The following is a 21,848-nucleotide window of genomic DNA, read 5'->3' as shown; positions in this document are numbered from 1 at the left end:
TAAGAAAGGGAGGTTTTTAGCCTCCCTTTCTTATTTATTAAAATGCCGGATTTGCCGGTGTGTTTGTATTATTGTCTCTTTCTTGGAAAGGATAAGGCATAAAGCTACGCTTCATTTCCGCTTGCGGTCTATTGAACCTTCGCATATCTTCTAGTTTTAAACCAGAAGCAAAAAGCTCAATACTTCTATGCTTATATATTTGCTCCAACAATTCTGCTGGTGTAAAAGGACCAACAAGTGGTGGTAGATCTGCTGCAACGCCAAATGCATCTGTCGTTTTGGTCACAACTTTATTTAACTCAATTAACGAATTAGCTACATCTGGCGTAGTTTGACGAAGTAGGGCTTCTGCTTTGATTAAAGTCATCTCGCCTGGTAAAAAGATCGGAATAGCCTGATCTACTTTTGTTGAAAAACCAGTCATACGCAAAGTAGCAGTAGGTGTGCCCTGCATTGCTGTGTAAAACGGAATACGTTTATCATTTGGATTAGGAGCCAAGGATGCTGGTAATCCCAGATTAGCATCTGTAGGCTGAAATACGTTATTAGAACTAATAATGCTAAAGAGAACATTCGGATTAGCGCTATCAAAAACTAACGATGCACCAGTATTTGACAACACAGCATTTGCTTCACTTAAAGCCAAAGGATATTGCCCTGTAAATAATGCATACCTAGCTTTTAAGGCGTGCAATGTATTCACAATATTCATGCTTGGCACACCAGTAAACTGAGCAGATATAGGATTTGCAGCAATTGCAGCTAATGCTTTGTCAATAGCAGCTATAGCCGCCCTAAAGCCTTGATCTCTTGTAACGAAAGGGACATTCTTACCCGTTGTAACCGGAACCTGTTGCCAAAATGATGAAATTGTCCCTAAAGACAATGCTTTAAAAATGGTTACGTAGCCAATTAAACCCGATGCATAACCTTTATCTCCCAAGGCTTCAGCACTAGCGATAACTTTATTACTCTCGTCGATGACTTTGAAAGAAGTTGCCCACATATTGAACAAAATGGTATTAGTAGCATCAACGGCATTACCTCCAGTACTCAATTGTAATTCAGGGATATTACCCGAATTCAGCAATTTTAGCTCATTACTAGAAAATCCAGCCGCTGCGATAGAATTAAATACTACACCAGTCCTTCCAAGCGAATAAGTTCGTTGAATACCAACTGCAACAGCTGATAATCCCTGACTTGAGCCTAAAGCAGCATCTACCTTTGCTCTAGACGGATCTTCGAAATCTTTTTTACAAGATGACACCAAGCTTGCAGCTGTCAACAATCCGCAAGCTATATATATTGAATTTATCTTAATATTTTTCATCATTTTTCTCCTTAAAACCATTAAAATTTAACCTGTAAACCTAAGCTAAAGGTTCTTGGAATTGGCACCGAACCAAAATCGATATTTCTAAGGATAGTTGACTGACCGGCTGAATTTAATTCAGGATCATAGCCTTTGTAATTATCCCAAGAAATCAAATTTCTACCGCTTAATACTACCGTCATGTTACTAATAGATTTAACCTTTCCAATATTGTAACTCAAAGAAATTTCTCTCAACTTCACAAAAGAACCGTCATCAATTCTCCATTCTTCAATGGCATAAACTCCAGCCACATAACCTCTAGGCAATAAGCCCATTTGCTCTTGCTCGGCTACTTTACCATTACCAACGCCTTGTCTAGTTCTCCAATCTGCGTTCCATACATCGCCACCTTGCACACCATCTAACTGAATGCGTAGACCAAATCTCTTATAGTTAAAATCATTTACAAATGACCAGTTAAAATCTGGATTTGGATCCCCTAGCACTTTTCTTAACGGATCTCCATTTGCGGCTTTTGCCTGTTGCGGAATGCCCGCCGCATTAGTCACTAAACTTCCGTCGGCATTTCTAGCAAAATAAGTTCCGTAGAAAACACCTAAAGGCTTTCCGTCAATAATTGCAACTGGAGCACCCGGATTAGTGCTCAACAATCTCATTGCACCTATGTTATAAGCCTCATTTCTGTTCCTATTAAAAATAGCTGAGGTAGTCCAACTGAAGTTTTCAGTTTTTAAAGGTGTACCTCCTAAAACAAACTCAAAACCAGTGTTTTTTAAAGAGCCAATATTATTTAGGAAACTGGTATAACCTTCGGTAGGCGCAATTACTTGAGAAAGCAATAGATCTTTTACCTTTTTATTGTAATAGTTGACACTTAAATTCAATCTATTGTTAAAGAAACCTAAGTCGGCGCCCACCTCTAACTCATCCTGACGTTCTGGCTTAACATTTTCATTAGCTAACTGAAAAGGACTAAACAAAGAAGTATTACCTACAAATGCCTGTCCATTATATGCATTGATACGCTCGTATGCACCAATACCTGTCAAGTTACCAGACTGTCCATAAGCTGCTCTTAACTTAAATGTGTTCCACCAAGAAGAAAAGCTAGTTGTCTTCCAATAATCAGCAGAAGAAAGCACATAACTTAAGCTTGCTTTTACATACAGTTGATTTCTATTGTCTTTACCAAAAACCGAAGATTCATCCATACGCAAGGCACCTGTTACGAACAAGTGATCTTTGTATTTAAAGTTCTGTTGAATATAAGCGCCGCTAATAGATAGTTCGGTTCTTCCCTCTGCGCTTGGCAATGGTGTAGCTGCGCCATTAATTGTACTAATTTTTGGTGCCAAGCCTCTACCTTGTAATAAGGCGTATTGACCTTTTTCATATTGGTACGAATAACCAACTTGTGTTACCGAACTTAATAAATCAGAGATTTTAGCTTGATAAGTAGCATTAATCTCATTATTAAACATTAAAGCTTTATTGGTTGCAGCACTGGTGTAACCATTTTGAGTGGCAGTCATTAGAGCACCTCCACCAAAGAAATCTGGATTTACGTTATAAGTATACGGCGGTATATAAGTAGTTCCATTTTGAGATGAATTATCCACTCCCAAAGTAAAATCTATTGTTAAATTTTTAACAGGATTCAATTTCAACGTAGAGTTAGCGATAATCCTGTCTACTTCTTGTCTTTGTTTAATATCTTCAATAACAGAAACAGGGTTTACACGCCCTCTTTCTCCTACAGCCATTAGGTTTCCATTGGCATCTCTTCTCCAAATGTCATGAAAGTTGCCAATAATAGTAACAGAGTTCATTGGCGAGAAGAAAGAGTTGCCATCTGGCTTTTCGTTCGCAGCACTTTTCACATAATTTAAACCAGCAGATAAGCTAGCCCAATTGTTTAACTTTTGGTCTAAATTTGTTCTGAAGTTATATTTTCGAAAATCAGTGTTTTTAATGATACCTTGATTGTTAAAATAACCGAAAGAAGTATAGACTTTAGTATTTTCACCACCACCAGAAATTGACAGATTGTTATCCGTACCCACACCCGTTCTAAAGATGTAGTCTTGATAATCATAACGTGTTACAGCGGTAGTATTAGTTAGCAATACAGGAGTGGCGCCTGGTGCAGGAGCAACGGTTTGTATAACATCCTGAGTAAATGAATCAACACTTCCACCAAATTTAACTGGCGATTGGTTCACTTCAATCTTCTTACGTAATTCGCTGATTACAAAATTGGTATTGAAACTTACTTGAGTTTTACCAGCAACACCTTTTTTAGTGAAAATCTGAATTACACCAGCGTTTGCTCTTGAACCATAAATAGCCGCAGCAGAAGCTCCATTTAACACCTCTACTCTTTCAATATCAGCCGGATTAATATCCACCATTCTATTTTGGCCAATGCTTCCAACAAAATTAGCTCCATCATAATTACCAGTGGTGTTTGTTACTCTGGTTGTCGAGTTGTTAACAATTACCCCATCAATAATGTACAAAGGCTCTGTAGATGAATTAGCCGAACTGATACCACGAAGCTTAACCGACATACCCCCAGCTGGATCACCAGAGTTTTGAGTAATTTGCGCTCCCGCAACCTTACCTTGCATTGATGAAAGTACGTTTCCGCTAGGTGCTTTATTTAAATCATCTCCTTTTACTGAAGTGATATAGTTACCCAATTGCTTTCTTGTAGTTCCTTGAGAAGTACCCGTCACAATTACCTCATCTAATCCCATCGCATCTTGTGCTAGAGAAAAATCGGCGGTTACGTTGGTATTGCTACCCAAAGTTACCTGCTTAGTTGATGTTTTGTAACCAATAAAGGTTACTGCTATTTGATAGTTTCCTGGCGCCAAATTCGCTACTAAAGAGTAGCTACCATCGGTATTGGCTGCAACAGCAAAGTTAGTTCCCTGTACCTTTACTCCAGCTCCTGGAATAGGCGACTTGCTGGCATCTTCTGTAACCTTACCAGTAATTACGTAACGATTTGTTTGTGCATTTGCCGTAAAGAATAACAGCAATAGGATTGGCGTCAAAAAGAGTGCTCTCGATTTGACACGCCATGAGATGTAAAATTTACTCATACTAGATTTGTATAAAAATGGTTAGTTGTTCTGTAATTTGCTGCTTTCAAACATAAAAACTCTAATTACAGAGCGAATATCAGCAATTATTCGCATTAAGCTGCAAACAACATTACAATTTTGAGAAATTTATTTCGGCAAACTAATTTTACCCATACAAACAGAAGGCACTCCTTGTCTTTCGCCAAAGTAAATTTGGCTACCGCAAATGGTTTCGTTAGCTAATAGTGCAAATAAAACAGCCTCTTTTGCATCTGGATTAACCTCCAAATCTGACGTAGTTTTAAATACTACTTCTGGCAATTCTGCTTGTAAAAGCGAGAACAGCAATGGATTGTGCATCCCTCCACCACTTAAATACAAAACGGGTTTAGATAGATCTCTCAGTGCCCTTTTGATTGACCCGATGATACCTTGTGCAGAAAAATGACAAAGCGTAGCCATCACATCTTCTTTTGCCAATGCTGCAGTGCCAGATGCCTTTTGAGCCTTTTCGAGATAATCCATGCTGAAAAGCTCTGGGCCTGTTGTTTTTGGAAAATCCGCAGCGAAAAAATCATTTGCTAAAAGTTCTTTCAACAACTGTACATTCACTTTTCCAGCTAGTGCAATTGCTGCGTCTTTATCGTAGTATAAACCCTCAAAATGTTGTTGAACATATTGATCCATCAAAGTATTTCCCGGACCAACATCAGTAGAGAAAACTTTAGAAGCACTTAAATCTCCAGGCAGGTAAGTATAATTGGCAATACCGCCAATATTCAACATTATCCTGTCTTCTCCCTGTTTAGAGAATATAAGGTAATCTCCATAAACGGCTAAGGGAGCTCCTTCGCCACCAGCAGCAATATGTTTTTGTCTAAAATCACTAAGGGTAATAATTCCAGTATTTACTGCAATATGGTCGCCGTCACCAATTTGTAACGTGCCATTTGGCAAACCCTCTTGCCCATGTAATGATTTTGGAGCATGATAAATGGTTTGTCCGTGACTGGCAATGAAATCAATATCTTCATTGTGATAACCCCATTCTGCAATTGCCTCGTTAATTAGTTTGGCATGAGTAAGCGCAATTTGCTCATTCATTAAACAAACCATCTCCAGGTCAACCGTTTTTTTCGAAAAAATTGATTTCACCTGTTGTCTAAAGTTGTCGGTATAATCGCCTGTCTTAAAATGCAAGAGTTTGATCTCAGTTTCGCTGCCACTACCTTTGAAAGAGCTAAGGGCAATATCCAAGCCATCCATAGAAGTGCCCGACATTAGACCGATTATCAATTTTTCTTCTTTTTTAGATTTCTGATATAGACTTTCGATTTGATTTTTCATCAGCATAAATTTTATTTTCTCTTTAGAGCTTTATGGTTTAATCCTATCCAAACAGCTTTTAGCCTTCATTTTTTTTGGATGCCAACTGACATGAAATTGTGATGATTTGAATGCAAAATATTTGGATGGCGAAAGGTACAAGTTGTTTTGATAAAGTTAAGCGTATCTACATTTTTTATTCAAAAACTGGCTTCTTTAACCTTCTTGAAAAAAAGTTTTTTAATTTTTTTAAAAAGTGCAAACGCTTGAGAAGGCCTTTAAAGCCACTTTTTAACAGAAAGTCGTTGTTATAGTTAACGATAGCTATTTTTTTTTCTCTTTAACTATTCTATATTTACTGCTCCGTTCAATAATAAAACCAAAGATTAATGGCAAGATTAAATCTATTAGAAGAAACGAGGTTCGAAAAGCTACCAGTTAGTATTTTTAAAAATCCTAAGGAAGCTTCTCTAAGCGTTGCGAACCGTATCGCTTCACTAATCAAAGAAAAACAACAACAAAACCAAAATGCAGTATTAGGTTTAGCTACCGGCGCCACGCCAGTTGCTGTTTATGCAGAATTGGTTAGATTACATCAAGAAGAAGGCTTAAGCTTTAAAAATGTAATCACTTTCAATTTGGATGAATACTATCCAATGCAACCTAATTCGGTACAGAGCTATGTTCACTTCATGAATGAAAATCTTTTCAATCATATCGACATAGACAAAAGCAACGTACACATTCCGGATGGAACCCTAAGTCTTGAAGAAATTCCAGCTTTCTGTTTAAACTACGAGAAGAAAATAGAAAGTGTTGGCGGACTGGATATTCAGATTTTAGGTATCGGACGTACAGGTCACATCGGTTTCAACGAGCCTGGTTCTGCACCAAACTCCGGAACCCGTTTAGTTACGCTAGATGACCTTACCCGTAGAGATGCTGCCCGTGATTTCGGTGGTAAATCTAATGTACCTACCAAAGCCATTACCATGGGTATCGGTACTATTTTCAAAGCCAAGGAGATTATTCTGATGGCTTGGAATAGAAAAAAAGCCGCAATTATTAAAAAGGCCGTTGAAGGTGAAATCTCTAGCGAGGTACCTGCAACTTATTTGCAACTTTCAGAGAATGTAGAATTTATTCTCGATCAAGATGCAGCTTTAGACTTAACCAGATTCGATACACCTTGGTTAGCGAGAGATTGCGATTGGACCCCAACGCTTACCCGTAAAGCGGTAATTTGGTTAGCAAAGCATCTTAAAAAACCTATCCTTAAGTTAACTGAAGACGACTATAACAACAATGGCATGGCGCAGTTGGCTACAGAGCAAGGTCCTGTTTATGATATCAACATCGACATCTTCAATAAGCTACAACACACCATTACAGGTTGGCCAGGTGGTAAACCAAATGCTGATGATAGCCAACGTCCGGAAAGAGCAAATCCTGCGAAAAAGAGAGCAATTGTTTTCTCTCCGCACCCAGATGATGATGTAATTTCTATGGGCGGTACGTTCATCAGATTGGCAGACCAAGGTCACGAGGTACACGTTGCTTACCAAACCTCTGGTAATACTGCTGTTTGGGATGATGATGTATTGCGCTTTGTTGAGTTCAATATCGATTTTTCTGAGAAAATGGGCATTGATCAAACCAATATGAGAAAAACTTACGAAGATATGCGTGAGTTTATGGCCAACAAGTTACCTAATCAAGTAGATACCGAAGAGATTAAATTGGTTAAAGGCTTAATTAGAAAGGGTGAAGCGATTGCAGGTGCTCGTTTCTCAGGTTTACCTGATGAAAATATTCACTTTATGGCACTTCCATTCTATGAAACCGGTAAAGTGAAGAAAAATCCAGTTTCTGAGATTGATATTCAATTAACGATGGAATTACTTCAAAAAGTAAAACCACAACAAGTATTTGCTGCTGGTGATTTTGAAGATCCACATGGCACACACATTGTTTGTTTTAACTTAATTGTGGAGTCGCTGAGACGCTTAAAAGGTACTGAGGCTTGGGTTGAAGATTGCTGGTTATGGATGTACCGTGGTGCATGGCACGAGTTTGAACCACATGAAATTGAAATGGCGGTTCCATTAAGCCCTAAGGAAGTGGAGCGCAAGAAATTGGCTATCTTCAAACATCAATCACAAAAAGATATTCCAGTTTTCCCTGGTGATGACCCTAGAGAATTCTGGCAAAGAGCAGAAGACAGAAATCGCGAAACTGCAAAAACCTATGACGAATTAGGCTTAGCAGATTACGAAGCGATGGAAGCTTTTGTGAGATTTCATTTTTAAACCTCACCCTACCCCCTCTCCTTTAAAAGGAGAGGGAACAACACTTCTTTTTCTCTCCCTTTTAGGGAGAACCGAAGCATAGCGAGCTCATTGAGGCTAAAACAAAATAAACAAACCTCAATAGATGCCCGAAGGGCAGAGAGGGTTTAAAATTTATCTTCTATCTTTAGCTAAACAAACTAAGGATAGAAGATTTTTTATTTTATAAGCATGGAAACCAAACCACAACGTCTCTTATCACTCGATTTTTTTAGAGGCCTAACTGTTGCCGCAATGATTTTGGTAAACAATCCAGGAAGCTGGGCGCACATTTACCCGCCATTAGGCCATGCAGAATGGAACGGTTGCACACCTACCGACTTAGTATTTCCTTTCTTTTTGTTTATCGTTGGCGTTTCTATTGCCTACGCAATGGGCAGCAAAAGAGAAGACAAAGCCACACATGGCAACACTATTTTAAAAGCTTTAAAAAGAGCCATCACGCTTTTCCTTTTAGGTTTTATCCTAGCATTTTTTCCAAGAAACTTTAGTGATTTCGATTTTATGGAGTCACTAAAAACTGTGAGGATACCTGGTGTTTTGCAAAGAATTTCTGTTGTGTTTTTCGTATCGTCCATTCTATTTTTAAAGCTGAGCGATAAAAGGCTTTTTCAAACCATTGTGGTATTACTTTTTGGGTATTGGGCATTGATGAATTTTGTACCCGTTCCTGATTTCGGCCCTGCCAATTTAGAAAAGGAAACCAATTTAGGTGCTTGGTTAGACAGAACCCTTTTAACGGAAGCACATCTATGGAAATCAGCCAAAACTTGGGACCCAGAGGGAATTTTAAGTACACTTCCTGCTATTGGCACCTGTTTAATTGGCGTGCTAGTAGGAACATACCTTAAAAAGAAAACCATTGAACCCGCTACTAAAATTGCTTGGTTATTTTCTGCGGGCACGTTGCTATTTATTGGCGGTTTACTTTGGGATCTACAATTCCCTATCAACAAATCGTTGTGGACTAGCTCTTACGTGCTTTACACGGGCGGATTGGCGACAATTATCTTATCGCTTTCTTACTGGCTAATAGATGTGAACCAGTACAATCGTTTTACGAAACCTTTTGTGGTTTATGGCGTAAATGCGATTACCGTTTTCTTCTTATCAGGCTTAATGCCACGATTGGTAAACATGTTCAAAGTTGATTTTGAGGGAGAAAAAATAGGAGCCTTGAACTACGTAAACAAAGCGTGGTTTGCTAACAGCTTTTCCAATCCATTAAATGCTTCGTTAGCCTATGCCATTGCTTTTGTACTCTTTTGGTATATTATTCTTTGGGTAATGTACAAGAGAAATATCATTATTAAGGTTTAAAGGAGCAAAGAATAAAGAGCAATGAACAAAGAATACAGGCCAGTATTGAGTGGTCGAAATCCTTAAACTTCGGGAGGAGATTTTGATCTCATTTAGTCATCTTATCATTCAATTTCATTTCTGTAACTTTATCGCTTATACCCTATCTAATTATTGAAAAACGAATTCTACCTCTTAACTAAAATTATTTAAATGAAGAAAAATCTGCATTTACTTGCTGTTGGCGCTCTTTCTATCGCCTTAGCTCAACCAGCAATTGCACAAAAAAAGGCTCCAACCAAAGCTACAGCAGCTAAAACTGCCGCAAAACCTGTAGCTAGCCAAACTTTACCTAACGACCCAAATGTTAAAATTGGAAAGTTGCCAAATGGCTTGGTTTATTACATCAGAAAAAACGTTGAGCCTAAAAACAGGGCAGAGCTTTATTTAGGAACCAAAATTGGTTCTTTGATGGAAAACGAAGACCAATTAGGTTTAGCTCACTTTACAGAACACATGGCTTTTAACGGAACTACCGATTTCCCTAAAAACGAAATCATCAATTACCTACAAAAAGCGGGTGTACGTTTTGGTGCAGATTTAAATGCTTACACTGGTTTTAACCAAACTGTTTTCCAATTGCCAATTCCTACAGATAGTGCCGAAGTTTTTAAAACTGGCTTTAAAATCTTAGCTAACTGGGCTGGTAAAATCACCATGGATGGAAAAGAAATTGACAATGAACGTGGTGTAATTGTAGAGGAAGACCGTCAGCGTGGTAAAAATGCACAACAAAGAATGAGCAACCAATTATTGCCTTTCTTACTAGGAGATTCTCAGTATGCTAAGCGTATTCCAATTGGCAAAGTTGAGATTCTACAGAATTTTACTCACGATAAAATCCGTAATTTCTATAAAGATTGGTACCGCCCTAACTTACAAAGTGTAATTGCAGTTGGTGATTTTGACGTGAACGAAGTTGAAAAACTAATTATTGCTAACTTTTCAGGCTTAGCTAATCCTAAAACGGAGCGAGCGAGAACTTACTATAACATTCCTGACAATGCACAGCCTTTAATTAAAATTGCTGTAGATAAAGAGCAACCTTACAACGTTGCACAGGTAATTTACAAGCAAAAGCAAGGACCTGTAAAAACTGAAGCAGATTACAAAACCCAATTGCTACAGAGCATGGCGAACAACATGTTAGGTGCACGTATTACAGAATTAACTCAAAAAGGCACTGCACCTTTCTTATTTGCTCAAAGCACTTATGCGCCTTATCAAGGTGGTTTAGTTTGGGATGTTAGCGCATTGCAAACAATAGCTGTAGCAAAATCGGGTGCCGAGTTGCAAAAAGCTATAGTAGCTGCCTTGGCAGAAAACGAGCGTATGGCTAAATTTGGCTTTACTGCAGGCGAGCTAGAAACCGTTAAAAAGAAAATGGAAGCAGGTATCGAAAAGCAGTTCAAGGAAAAAGATAAAACCAAATCTTCGGCTTATGTACAGCAATACCTGAACAACTTTTTAATTGGTGCAGCTATTCCATCTGCCGAGTACACTTACGAGCTTTCTAAAAAGCTGTTACAAAACACCACGTTAGCAGAAGTTAACGCGGCTGCCAAAGCAATGGTGACCAAAACCAATCAGATTGTAGTGGTGCAAGCCCCTGAAAAGGAAAAAGAAAACCTGCCGACAGAAGCTGCCCTATTAGCTGCAATTAAAACCGCTGGCAATGGCGTAACTCCTTATATAGATAACACAGTAAACAAACCTTTAATTGCGCAGGCTCCAAAAGCTGGAACCATTGTAAGCGAAGCCAAAAACGATAAAGTTGGCGTAACTACATTAACGTTGAGCAATGGCGTTAAAGTAGTTTTAAAACCTACTGATTTCAAAAATGACCAAGTGATTTTTACTTCGTTTGGCAAAGGTGGTGCTTCTTTAGCCAGCAACGACGATTTCATTTCTGCTGATAACGCCAACCTAATTGCGCAAAGCGGTGTGGGTGATTTTAATCCAACCCAATTGACTAAATACTTGGCAGGCAAAACGGCTTCGGCTGGCGCTTACATTGATGATTTGTATCAAGGATTCTCAGGAAGCGCTTCTCCGAAAGATTTAGAGACCGCTTTTCAACTGATTTACGCTCGTGCTACAAATCCACGTAAAGACGTTGAGATTTTCAATAAAAACATCAGCGATTACAAAGTAATTCTTGCCAATAAGAACAGTAACCCATCAAGCGTTTTTGCAGATACGGTACAAGCAGTAATGGCTAATTACCACAAACGTGGGATGCCAACAAACTTAGCTGATATCGATAAAATCAACATAGACAAAGCTTTTGCTTTCTATAAAGATCGCTTTGCCGATGCTAGCGGACAAACCTTCGTTTTTGTAGGTAATTTCGACGTAGAGAAAATCAAACCTTTTGTAACTACTTACCTAGCGAGTTTACCATCGTTAAACAAAAACGAAAACTTTGTAGATAATGGTGTTAACCCTCCAAAAGGAAAAGTAAGCAAAACGGTTAAAAAAGGACTGGAAGATAAAGCAAATGTACAATTGGTTTTTCATAACGACTATACTTACAACGCAGATAATAATGTAATGTTAGATGCTTTAAAAGCGGCTTTAGATATTAAAATCACCGAGCGTTTACGTGAGAAAGAAAGTGGTGTTTATAGTCCTAACGTATCATTAAGCGTACAGAAAAACCCTACAGCTCATTACTACTTCACTATTTCTTTTAGCTGTGCTAGGGCTAATGTAGATAAGCTGGTGAATGCTGCTATAGAAGAGGTGAATGCCTTTGCTAAAAATGGGGTAACTGCAGAAGATTTACAGAAATTTAAATCTGAAGAGTTGAGACAGGAAGAGTTAAGCATCCGTGAAAATGGATATTGGTTAGGGTACTTAACCAATCGTTTAAAATATGGCGATAATTTGGAGCAAGTTTTAGGCAACACGGCACGCATTAACGGCGTAACTGTTGAAGCAACCAAAACCGCAGCACAGAATTACTTAAACGGTGATAATTATATTCGTTTGGTATTGTTACCTGAGAACTAGGAATTGAAGCACTGAGACTTACGAAGTTTTAAAACGGCTAAGCCCTCAACTTTACAATTGAAAATCAATTATCTAAAGTTAAACTTCGTAAGTCTATAGTTTACTATAATAAAAATGGCGCTTAGTTAAGCGCCATTTTTATTTTTCTTTTTACTTCGCCTCTACCCCTACTGGGCCACTTGCATCACTTTCGTTTTTAATTCGATCTAAAGCCGTCACTAGGTAACTGTAACGTTTCCCTTTCTCCACATTAGTATCCAAAAAGAACGAATAATCTTCGAAGGTAATACGTACGATATTTCTAGCGTTCAAAACATCTATTTTCTCACCTTCGTTAAAGCGATAAACGACATAGCCTGACGCAGTTTCACCATCTTTAGCTTTCAGTGGTCTTGTCCATTTTAACTGGATACCATCTGCAGTTGCCTCAGCTGTTAAATTTTGAGGTTCATTTGGCGCCACGTCATCTATCCAAGGCATTAGCGGTGGTAAAGCTGGATATTTGTAAAAATCGTTTCTTAAAGAATCCGTTAGGCCACGAGCTACCGTCGATAAGGATTTGGAACTGAAATAAACACTTCCTTGCACTCTATTACTCGATCTAATTGCTCTGATTTGGTTTGGGATTTCGTTAGGTCTAGCCCATGCTGGTTCTCGTTTTGTAGTACCATTATGGATAAGGTAAGCCGCTTGGCCAATATATAAATGCCTACCGTAAGTGTTTTTATCCCACCAGTCTAACAGTACCTTAAATGGCGCCGCAGCACGAGAAAAAGAAAAATAAATCTGCGGATTGATATAGTCTACCCATCCTTCTTTTATCCATTTTCTAGAATCAGCATACAGCTCTCCATAGTTAGATAAGCCATTGGTTTTAGAGCCTAAAGTATCTTCCCTAAAGTTTCTCCAAATCCCGAAAGGACTAATACCAAATTTGATGTGTTTTTTGTAATGATGTACGCTATCATTCACCATCTTCACCAACAAATCAACATTGTTTCTTCTCCAATCATCAATTTTAACAAACCCGTTAGGATATTTCGAGAAGGTTGCGCTATCGTTAATAGTTTGTCCAGCGATACGATATGGATAGAAATAATCATCGAAATGAACCCCGTCAATATCGTAACCTTTTACCACATCTAGTATTACTTGGGTAATGTATTCTCTATTTTCTGGAATCCCCGGGTCAAAAAGGATTTGTCCGCCGTAACGGTAAAAAAGTTCAGGTTTTTGTTTAGTGATATGCTCTGGATGCGTGACCTGACTTGCCGACATCGTTGCTCTGTACGGGTTAAACCAAGCATGTAACTCCATTCCTCTTTCGTGGCATTCCTTAACTGCAAAAGCTAAAGGGTCGTAACCCGCAGCGGGTGCCAAGCCTTGTTTACCCATTAACCAATGGCTCCAAGGCTCTCTTGATTTAGCATAAACCGCATCTGCTGTTGGTCTAATTTGTAGAATAATGGCATTTAATCCTGTCTTCTTATGCTGCTCTAGAATGGCAATCAGTTCTTGCTTTTGCTGATCTACAGATAAGCCCTGCCTAGATGGCCAGTCGATATTGGTAACGGTTGCCACCCATACACCACGAAATTCTCGCTTAGGTGCAATTTTAATCTCCTCTTGAGCGTTTAATGTTGACGCTGATATGAATAAGAAAAAAAGAGTCGTAAAGATGTTGTACTTCAATAAGTGGTAGGGCATTCCTAAATGATTTGATAATAAGCTATTCTGTTAACGTTACTTTCGAGCTTTAGCATACAAAAGTGACATTATTTTTATACTTTTTTGATTTTATTGTTAAGTTAGCACTTCAATTGACGCTTACATAATTACTTTCGAGACTGAGAAAAACAATGCAGACACAAGAAAAAGCGGCAGATAACAAGGTAGATCGTAACAAAGTTTACTTCCTGATTATTGTCATTATAGCGTTACTAGGGATAAACGGTTATCTATATTTTAAAGATAGGCAGCAAACTAGCAGATTTGTTACAATAAACACCGAAAAAGACCGCCTTAAACTTGAAGTAGAGAAAATAGAAGTAGAACTTGACCGAGTAAACCTGCTAAATGTGACCTTAAATGATAGGTTAATTGAAGAGCAAAAATTAGCTAGGGAGAAAATTGCTGAATTGAAGTTAGCGCTAAAAAAAGGAGAGCTTACTCAGCAGGAACTAGACGAGGCTCACAAGCAAATCAATTCATTAAAAGATTTCGTAAAGAGTTACAATAATCAAATTGCGATTCTAGAGCAGGAAAACTCCTATCTTAAAACAGAACGTGATAGCTTAAAAACAAGCATCAACGATTATAACGAACAAACAGAAAATTTAAGAAGAGAAAATAGAAATCTGAATAGAAAAGTAAAGGTTGGTTCTTCTTTAAAAGCTTCTAATATTAACGTGAGTGCTTTTAGGGTAAAAGATAACGGCAAAAGCGCTTTAGTTACTAAAGCCAGCGCAACCAATAAATTAACTATTGATTTCGGTATTGCCCCAAATGACTTAGCAGAAAAAACGTACCATAAAATCTTTCTCAGGGTGATTGATCCAGCAGGTAATTTAATTGCTGATGAGAGCAACATGTTTGAAGCGGATGGGCAACAAATGCAATACAGCAGAGCCATTGAGATTTCGTATAACAATGATGGCACTTCCTTCAAGATAGATTGGATTAACCCCAGAACTTTCATCAAAGGCAATTATGGCATTTTCTTGTATGCAGATGGATTCCTTATGGGAAAGTCTGAAATAGAATTGCGATAAACCTGAAGACATTCAATAAAAAAATCCCATTAGCATAGTCCAATGGGATTTTTTTATTGATAACAGGCGGAGTACGCTTCGGGTGCATTAAGAAATGATAAACAAAATGTAAAAAAATGCGAATTGTATTGCACAACTCAAATTTTATTTAAACCTTTGCGCCACAATCAATTCTACACAATTGATTTGATTAAAAAATGAGTAAACAAATTGCACATAAATTATCTGTTTTAGAGGCCAAGAATATGGCGTCTAACGGCTATTTTATTGAGCGTTTACACCCCGTATTTCATATCACTACAAGTCGGCAGCTCTTTACGCCGCGGATTTAAGTCTTACCCCTAGGGAACTTAAACCCATGAGGAATTGATCCTCACTAAAAATCCAATTAACAAGAATACCATATTTTTTCGTTAAAGAATTAATGAATAATAACGATTTTATAGTGCAAGTCGCACTTCCTGAACATCGTGTTTTTGCAGAAGAAATAGTTGAAGAGATGGCCGAATCTGCGAAAGCTAGAGGCACAGGTATCGCTAAACGTTCGCCAGAATATGTTGCAGGTAAAATGCAGGAGGGAAAGTCTGTCATCGCTTTCCATAAGGATGGCACGTGGGCTGGATTTTGCTACATCGAAACTTGGAGCCATGGTCAGTTTGTGGCCAACTCTGGCTTAATTGTAAGTCCTAAATTCCGTAAAGCTGGATTAGCAAAATCTATCAAGGAAGAAATTTTCGCCCTATCGAGAAAACTGTATCCTAAAGCTAAGATCTTCGGGCTAACCACTGGTTTAGCGGTAATGAAAATCAACTCTGATTTAGGCTACGAACCTGTTACCTATTCGGAACTTACCCAGGATGAAGATTTCTGGAAAGGTTGCCAAAGCTGCGTGAACTTCGATATCCTTAAAATGAAGGAGCGCAAAATCTGTATGTGTACCGCAATGTTGTACGACCCTGCAGAGAAAAAGCATGAGGAAGCGAAAAAGTTTGCGGAAGAATTGCAGAGAAAACCAAAGCTTTATGAACGTTTTATGCGCATTAAGCAGCGTTTAATAGAGAAGAACAAAGGTGGTACAGATTTAAAATCGATGTTGTTATTTTTAGCGTTTTTAAATAAATAGATATATAATTAATTTAACCACCTTAGACACTTTAGTACAACTGAGTTTAAGTTTTTTAAAGTGTTTTAACTGGTAAAAAAATAGAATTTAAAATATATAACATATATCAACCATCTAGCTAAGGTTTTCTTAGGTGTCTAAGGTGGTAATAATTAAATACAAGATGAAGAAAAAAGTTGTTTTAGCATTTAGCGGAGGTTTAGATACCTCATTCTGTTGCATTCATTTAACCAAAGACAGAGGCTTAGAAGTACACTCGGTAGTAGTAAATACTGGTGGTTTTTCTGAAGATGAGCTAAAGGAAATTGAAGAACGGGCTTATGCTTTAGGTGTAACTTCGCACGCTGCGGTAGATGAAACCGAAAACTATTACAACGATAGCATCAAGTATTTGATTTATGGTAACGTCTTAAAAAATGCAACTTATCCATTATCAGTAAGTGCAGAGCGTGTTTGCCAAGCTACAGCTATTGCCAATTATGTAAAGAAAATTGGTGCTGATTATGTAGCTCACGGTAGTACTGGTGCAGGTAACGACCAAGTGCGTTTCGATATGATTTTCAATATCCTTATTCCAGGTGTGGAGATTATCACACCAATTAGAGATTTGAAATTATCTCGCGAAGCGGAGATAGAATATTTAGCAAAACATGGCGTGGTTTACACTGCGGAAAAAGCAAAATACTCAATCAATAAAGGTTTGTGGGGTACTTCGGTAGGTGGCGCAGAAACATTAACTTCTAACAAAACGTTGCCAGAAAGCGCTTGGCCAACTCAGGTAACAGAAACTGAAGCTAAACAAGTAGAATTAACTTTTGAAAAAGGTGAATTGGTTGCAGTTGATGGAGAGAAATTGGAATCAGTGAGAGCAATCCAAAAATTACAAGCAATTGCTGCTCCTTTCGGCGTAGGTCGTGATATCCACGTTGGTGATACCATTATCGGTATTAAAGGTCGTGTTGGTTTCGAGGCTGCAGGACCAATGGTAATCATCAAAGCGCACCATGCTTTAGAAAAACACACGTTAACTAAGTGGCAGTTGAGCTGGAAAGAAAACTTATCATCATTTTATGGTAACTGGTTGCACGAAGGTCAATTCCACGATCCGATTATGAGAGACATGGAAGCTTTCTTAAGCTCTACTCAAAGCACTGTTAATGGAAAAGTATTTGTAGAGTTGTTGCCATATCGTTTCCATATCATCGGTATCGAAAGTGCTAACGATTTAATGAGCAATAAATTTGGCAGCTACGGCGAAATGAACAATGCTTGGAGCGGGGAAGATGTGAAAGGTTTCTCTAAAATTTTCGGTAACCAGGTAATGATTTGGCATAAAGTGAACTCAGAAGCGTAGCGTCTGAAGGTAAAAGCTTTGAGGTAAAAGGCGTAAGGTTTTTCGCCAAAGACCCTAAGCCTTAACTCTAAAAACCCTAAACCTAAAAAATGAGTAAAATAGAAATAAAACGTATCGATTTAAATGAAGCTGACTTAGTAGTTAACTTGTTTAATCAGTACAGAATATTTTACGGTAAATTCTCTGATTTAGGAATGGCAAAGGCTTTCATTGATGCTCGATTAGAAAACAACGAGTCGATAATTTTTGTGGCTTTAGATGAAAATAAACCAGTAGGATTTACACAGCTTTATCCAAAATATTCATCTGCCAGATTAACTAAGAATTGGATACTGAACGATTTGTTTGTTGACCCAGATTACCGCAAACAGGGAATTGGGGAAATGCTGATTAAGACCGTGATGGATTTTGCTAAAGCACAAGGCTCTACTTTTGTTCAGCTAGAAACAGCCGTTGATAACTTTACAGCGCAAAGCCTTTACGAGCAAATTGGTTTTGTAAAACAGGGACCAGACGAAGAGTTTTTACTTTATAAAATTGAAATAAAATAAGGTAAGGGTCTAAAGGCATGCAGTTGACCTTTTACCTTAAACCTTATACCCTAAACCTAGAAAAAATATGATAAAAGCAGGAATTATTGGAGGAGCAGGTTATACAGGTGGCGAGATGCTACGTATCTTGGTAAACCACCCACAAGTAGAAATTGCTTTTGTAAATAGCAGCAGTAACGCTGGCAATCTAATTTCGGACGTACATACCGATTTATTTGGTGATACTGATTTGAAATTTACAGACCAAATTTCGCAAGACATCGATGTATTGTTTCTGTGCGTTGGTCACGGCGATGCAAAGAAGTTTTTGGAAGCAAACCCGATTGATGCAAAAGTTAAAATCATTGATTTATCTCAGGATTTTAGGTTAACCCAAAACTCGCAACTTGCAACCCGTAACTTCGTTTATGGCTTGCCAGAACTGAACAAAGAGAAAATCAAATCGGCACAAAATATTGCGAACCCCGGTTGTTTTGCTACTTGTATCCAATTAGGTTTATTGCCATTGGCTTCAAAAGGATTATTGCAGAGCGAAGTGCATATCAATGCAACTACAGGTTCTACGGGCGCAGGTCAGAGTTTGAGCAAAACCTCACACTTCAGCTGGAGAAATAACAACCTTTCGATTTATAAGGCTTTCGAACACCAACATCTAAATGAAATTGGCGAGAGCTTAACTCAGCTGCAGGGCGAAGTTAAAGAGGCTTTAAACTTCATCCCACAACGTGGAGATTTCACTAGAGGTATTTTGGCGGCAATGTACATAGAAATCGACTTGACGGAAGAGCAAGCTTACGAATTGTATGAGAACTATTATGCTGGTCATGCATTCACTCACGTAAGCCGGAAAAACATCGATTTAAAGCAAGTGGTAAATACCAATAAATGCCTTGTTCATTTAGAAAAACATGGCAATAAACTATTTATCATCAGCATTATAGATAACCTTTTAAAAGGTGCCAGCGGACAAGCGGTTCAGAATATGAACTTAATGTTTGGTTTGGAAGAGAACAGTGGTTTGCGCTTAAAGGCTGCAAATTTTTAAACACCCTGTCATGCTGAGCTTGTCGAAGCATCTGTTTTATCGCTTGCAGATGCTTCGACAAGCTCAACATGACAACAACACAGCAACAACAAAATGAACTTATACGACGTATATCCATTAAACGACATAGAAATCACCAAAGCAGCAGGCAGCAATGTTTGGGATGCTAACGGACAAAAATATTTAGACCTATATGGCGGGCATGCGGTAATTAGCATTGGCCATACCAACCCGCATTATGTGCAGTGTTTAACCGATCAGTTAAACAAAGTTGGGTTTTACTCTAACTCTATCAAAATTCCCTTGCAGGCACAATTGGCGGAGAAATTAGGTCAGGTTTCTGGAAAAACCGATTACCAATTGTTCTTATTGAACTCTGGTGCAGAAGCGAACGAAAATGCTTTAAAACTAGCTTCTTTCTACAACGGAAGAAAGAAAATCATCGCTTTTAAAGGTGCTTTCCACGGACGTACCTCTTTAGCGGTTGCTGCTACGGATAATCCGAAAATTGTAGCTCCAGTAAATGAAACCGAGAACATCATCTTCTTGCCTTTTAACGATGAGCAAGCCTTAGCTGATGAATTTTCAAAACATGGAAATGAAATTGCTGCGGTAATTATCGAAGGTATTCAAGGGGTTGGTGGTATCAAAGAAGCTTCTAAGAGCTTTTTGCAAAAAATCCGTTCGCTTTGCGATGAGTACAATGCTGTTTACGTAGCTGATAGCGTACAATGTGGTTACGGTAGAACAGGACAATTCTATTCGCACGATTGGGCTGGCGTTGATGCTGATATTTACACGATGGCTAAGGGAATGGGTAATGGATTTCCAATTGCAGGTATCTCAATTGCACCAAAATTTAAACCTTGGCACGGACAATTGGGTACCACTTTCGGCGGCAACCATCTAGCTTGTGCAGCAGCATTAGCAGTGCTAGAAGTTATCGAAAAAGATAACTTGATGAAAAACGCTGAAGAAATTGGCACTTACTTAATCGAAGAATTGAAGAAATTCGAGCAAGTAAAAGAAGTTCGTGGAAGAGGCTTAATGATTGGCATTGAGTTACCAGAAGAACTAGCTCATGTAAAGAAAGATTTGTTGTTCAAACATTTCATTTTTACTGGTGAAGCTAAGCCTAATGTAATTCGTTTATTGCCAGCATTGAATTTGACGAAGGAAAACGCAGACGATTTCCTAAAAGCATTTGCTGAATTAGTGAAATAATATAAACGACCCGTCATTGCGTGGCACGAAGCAATCTTACAACTTTTGTAAGCATCTTGCACTAAGATTGCTTCGTGCCTCGCAATAACGAAATAATAATTGAGGGAAACCTCTAAACCTTACCCCTTTAAACTATAAAAAATGAAATTATTTTCATCGGTAAGTGATGTGCAGGACATCAAACAATTAGTAGCAAGCGCATTGGCATTAAAAGCCAATCCTTATGCTTACGGCGATTTGGGTAAAAATAAAACCCTCGGATTGGTGTTTATGAATCCAAGCTTGCGTACCCGTTTAAGTACCCAAAAAGCGGCCCTTAACCTAGGGATGAACGTAATGGTGATGAACATGGATAAGGAAGGCTGGGCTTTGGAAACGCAAGATGGTATCATCATGAACGGTACCACCGTGGAACATATCCGCGAAGCTGCTGCCGTAATGGGCGAGTATTGCGATATTTTGGGTTTGCGTTCTTTCCCGAAATTGCAAAACAGAGAAGAAGATTACAACGAGGAGTTTTTCAATAAGTTTGTGAAGTTTTGTGGTGTACCTGTGGTGAGCTTAGAAAGCGCTACCAGACACCCTCTACAAAGTTTAGCGGATTTAGTAACCATCACCGAAACCAACCCAATTTCCGCAGAAGAAAAGGCTAATGGAAAAGTACCGAAAGTAGTTTTGGCGTGGGCACCACACATTAAACCTTTGCCGCAGGCAGTTCCAAATTCTTTCGCCGAATGGATGAGCAGAGCGCAAGCCGAAGGCATGTTAGATTTTACCATTGCACAACCAGAAGGATTTGAGTTAGAAGAAAGCTTTACGACTGGAGCAAAAATCTCTCATAACTTAGATGAAGCTATCACTGATGCTGATTATGTTTACGTGAAAAACTGGAGTAGCTACAAGGAATATGGTAAGTTGTTAGACTTTCCAGAGGGATGGATGATGAATAACGAGAAACTGAAGCTAACCAACAACGCAAAAGTAATGCACTGTTTGCCAGTTCGTCGCGATTTAGAATTGGCTTCTGAAATATTGGATGGACCAAATTCGTTAGTTATCCACGAAGCAGGAAACAGATTGTGGTCTGCACAAGCGGTACTAAAAGCAATGTTGGAAGAATTAAAATAACATTACCGTCATTGCGAGGCTTGTAATGCAAAGAGGTGCCTGTGTTTACATCGTAAAAAATGAATTTAATAACGTTTATTATACAGGTGTAACATCTGATTTAAGAAATTGAGTTTGGCAGCACAAAAACAATGTCTACCAGAACAGTTTTACTTCAAGATATAAATGTTTTA

14 protein-coding genes are annotated in these 21,848 nt (G+C 38.4%); 10 read left to right on the top strand and 4 right to left on the bottom strand.

The genetic code is table 11. From position 1 onward, the window contains the following. Positions 1 to 37: 37 nt before the first annotated feature. The 3 genes from CRO54_RS18535 to CRO54_RS18525 all read right to left on the bottom strand — a co-directional run bounded on the left by CRO54_RS18535 (position 38) and on the right by CRO54_RS18525 (position 5,778). A complete protein-coding gene (locus tag CRO54_RS18535; protein ID WP_097133801.1) occupies positions 38 to 1,333 on the bottom strand; it encodes a RagB/SusD family nutrient uptake outer membrane protein in 1,296 nt (431 codons plus the stop codon). Positions 1,334 to 1,353: 20 nt separating this feature from the next. Continuing rightward, positions 1,354 to 4,449 (bottom strand): SusC/RagA family TonB-linked outer membrane protein, encoded by a 3,096-nt coding sequence (locus CRO54_RS18530; RefSeq protein WP_097133565.1) that lies wholly within the window; start codon positions 4,447 to 4,449, stop codon positions 1,354 to 1,356. A 129-nt stretch (positions 4,450 to 4,578) separates the two neighbouring features. Next, a complete protein-coding gene (locus tag CRO54_RS18525; protein ID WP_097133564.1) occupies positions 4,579 to 5,778 on the bottom strand; it encodes an anhydro-N-acetylmuramic acid kinase in 1,200 nt (399 codons plus the stop codon). A 368-nt stretch (positions 5,779 to 6,146) separates the two neighbouring features. Between CRO54_RS18525 and nagB the strand changes: the two genes are divergently transcribed. The 3 genes from nagB to CRO54_RS18505 all read left to right on the top strand — a co-directional run bounded on the left by nagB (position 6,147) and on the right by CRO54_RS18505 (position 12,479). Further along, a complete protein-coding gene (nagB, locus tag CRO54_RS18515; RefSeq protein ID WP_097133562.1) occupies positions 6,147 to 8,066 on the top strand; it encodes a glucosamine-6-phosphate deaminase in 1,920 nt (639 codons plus the stop codon). Between the two features lie 210 nt (positions 8,067 to 8,276). Beyond that, positions 8,277 to 9,425, top strand: coding sequence for an acyltransferase family protein (locus CRO54_RS18510; RefSeq protein ID WP_097133561.1), 1,149 nt, complete (start codon positions 8,277 to 8,279; stop codon positions 9,423 to 9,425). A gap of 192 nt (positions 9,426 to 9,617) precedes the next feature. Next, positions 9,618 to 12,479 (top strand): M16 family metallopeptidase, encoded by a 2,862-nt coding sequence (locus CRO54_RS18505; RefSeq protein WP_097133560.1) that lies wholly within the window; start codon positions 9,618 to 9,620, stop codon positions 12,477 to 12,479. A gap of 150 nt (positions 12,480 to 12,629) precedes the next feature. On the opposite strand, the gene CRO54_RS18500 is transcribed toward CRO54_RS18505, so the two are convergent. Further along, positions 12,630 to 14,186 carry a glycoside hydrolase family 10-like protein gene (locus CRO54_RS18500; RefSeq protein ID WP_097133559.1) on the bottom strand — a complete coding sequence of 519 codons (1,557 nt, stop codon included), beginning with the start codon at positions 14,184 to 14,186 and terminating at the stop codon, positions 12,630 to 12,632. Positions 14,187 to 14,338: 152 nt separating this feature from the next. Between CRO54_RS18500 and CRO54_RS18495 the strand changes: the two genes are divergently transcribed. The 7 genes from CRO54_RS18495 to CRO54_RS18465 all read left to right on the top strand — a co-directional run bounded on the left by CRO54_RS18495 (position 14,339) and on the right by CRO54_RS18465 (position 21,675). Then, positions 14,339 to 15,250: a hypothetical protein gene (locus CRO54_RS18495; protein ID WP_097133558.1), complete on the top strand. Its 912-nt coding sequence runs from the start codon at positions 14,339 to 14,341 to the stop codon at positions 15,248 to 15,250. Positions 15,251 to 15,674: 424 nt separating this feature from the next. Beyond that, positions 15,675 to 16,373: an N-acetyltransferase gene (locus CRO54_RS18490; RefSeq protein WP_097133557.1), complete on the top strand. Its 699-nt coding sequence runs from the start codon at positions 15,675 to 15,677 to the stop codon at positions 16,371 to 16,373. A gap of 163 nt (positions 16,374 to 16,536) precedes the next feature. Continuing rightward, entirely contained in the window at positions 16,537 to 17,727 is a 1,191-nt protein-coding gene (argG, locus tag CRO54_RS18485) for an argininosuccinate synthase (protein WP_097133556.1), read from the top strand. Positions 17,728 to 17,816: 89 nt separating this feature from the next. Beyond that, positions 17,817 to 18,278, top strand: coding sequence for a GNAT family N-acetyltransferase (locus CRO54_RS18480; RefSeq protein WP_097133555.1), 462 nt, complete (start codon positions 17,817 to 17,819; stop codon positions 18,276 to 18,278). A 67-nt stretch (positions 18,279 to 18,345) separates the two neighbouring features. Further along, positions 18,346 to 19,323, top strand: a complete 978-nt coding sequence (gene argC / locus CRO54_RS18475) for an N-acetyl-gamma-glutamyl-phosphate reductase (RefSeq protein WP_097133554.1) — start codon at positions 18,346 to 18,348, stop codon at positions 19,321 to 19,323. 93 nt (positions 19,324 to 19,416) lie between these two features. Next, positions 19,417 to 20,547, top strand: a complete 1,131-nt coding sequence (locus CRO54_RS18470) for an aspartate aminotransferase family protein (protein ID WP_097133553.1) — start codon at positions 19,417 to 19,419, stop codon at positions 20,545 to 20,547. A 141-nt stretch (positions 20,548 to 20,688) separates the two neighbouring features. Continuing rightward, positions 20,689 to 21,675, top strand: coding sequence for a Rossmann-fold NAD(P)-binding domain-containing protein (locus CRO54_RS18465; RefSeq protein WP_097133552.1), 987 nt, complete (start codon positions 20,689 to 20,691; stop codon positions 21,673 to 21,675). The last annotated feature ends 173 nt before the right edge of the window (positions 21,676 to 21,848 follow it).

This window comes from Pedobacter xixiisoli (assembly GCF_900215335.1).
Lineage (GTDB): Bacteria > Bacteroidota > Bacteroidia > Sphingobacteriales > Sphingobacteriaceae > Pedobacter > Pedobacter xixiisoli.
This window is presented reverse-complemented; position numbering and strand designations above follow the sequence as displayed.

What these genes read in the sequence shown, in the direction of transcription:
- CRO54_RS18530 (WP_097133565.1), bottom strand. Translation starts at nt 4,449, where the DNA reads ATGAGTAAATTTTACATCTCATGGCGTGTCAAATCGAGAGCACTCTTT.
- nagB (WP_097133562.1), top strand. Translation starts at nt 6,147, where the DNA reads ATGGCAAGATTAAATCTATTAGAAGAAACGAGGTTCGAAAAGCTACCA.
- argC (WP_097133554.1), top strand. Translation starts at nt 18,346, where the DNA reads ATGATAAAAGCAGGAATTATTGGAGGAGCAGGTTATACAGGTGGCGAG.
- CRO54_RS18535 (WP_097133801.1), bottom strand. Translation starts at nt 1,333, where the DNA reads ATGAAAAATATTAAGATAAATTCAATATATATAGCTTGCGGATTGTTG.
- argG (WP_097133556.1), top strand. Translation starts at nt 16,537, where the DNA reads ATGAAGAAAAAAGTTGTTTTAGCATTTAGCGGAGGTTTAGATACCTCA.
- CRO54_RS18505 (WP_097133560.1), top strand. Translation starts at nt 9,618, where the DNA reads ATGAAGAAAAATCTGCATTTACTTGCTGTTGGCGCTCTTTCTATCGCC.
- CRO54_RS18480 (WP_097133555.1), top strand. Translation starts at nt 17,817, where the DNA reads ATGAGTAAAATAGAAATAAAACGTATCGATTTAAATGAAGCTGACTTA.
- CRO54_RS18495 (WP_097133558.1), top strand. Translation starts at nt 14,339, where the DNA reads ATGCAGACACAAGAAAAAGCGGCAGATAACAAGGTAGATCGTAACAAA.
- CRO54_RS18490 (WP_097133557.1), top strand. Translation starts at nt 15,675, where the DNA reads ATGAATAATAACGATTTTATAGTGCAAGTCGCACTTCCTGAACATCGT.
- CRO54_RS18470 (WP_097133553.1), top strand. Translation starts at nt 19,417, where the DNA reads ATGAACTTATACGACGTATATCCATTAAACGACATAGAAATCACCAAA.
- CRO54_RS18510 (WP_097133561.1), top strand. Translation starts at nt 8,277, where the DNA reads ATGGAAACCAAACCACAACGTCTCTTATCACTCGATTTTTTTAGAGGC.
- CRO54_RS18525 (WP_097133564.1), bottom strand. Translation starts at nt 5,778, where the DNA reads ATGAAAAATCAAATCGAAAGTCTATATCAGAAATCTAAAAAAGAAGAA.
- CRO54_RS18500 (WP_097133559.1), bottom strand. Translation starts at nt 14,186, where the DNA reads ATGCCCTACCACTTATTGAAGTACAACATCTTTACGACTCTTTTTTTC.
- CRO54_RS18465 (WP_097133552.1), top strand. Translation starts at nt 20,689, where the DNA reads ATGAAATTATTTTCATCGGTAAGTGATGTGCAGGACATCAAACAATTA.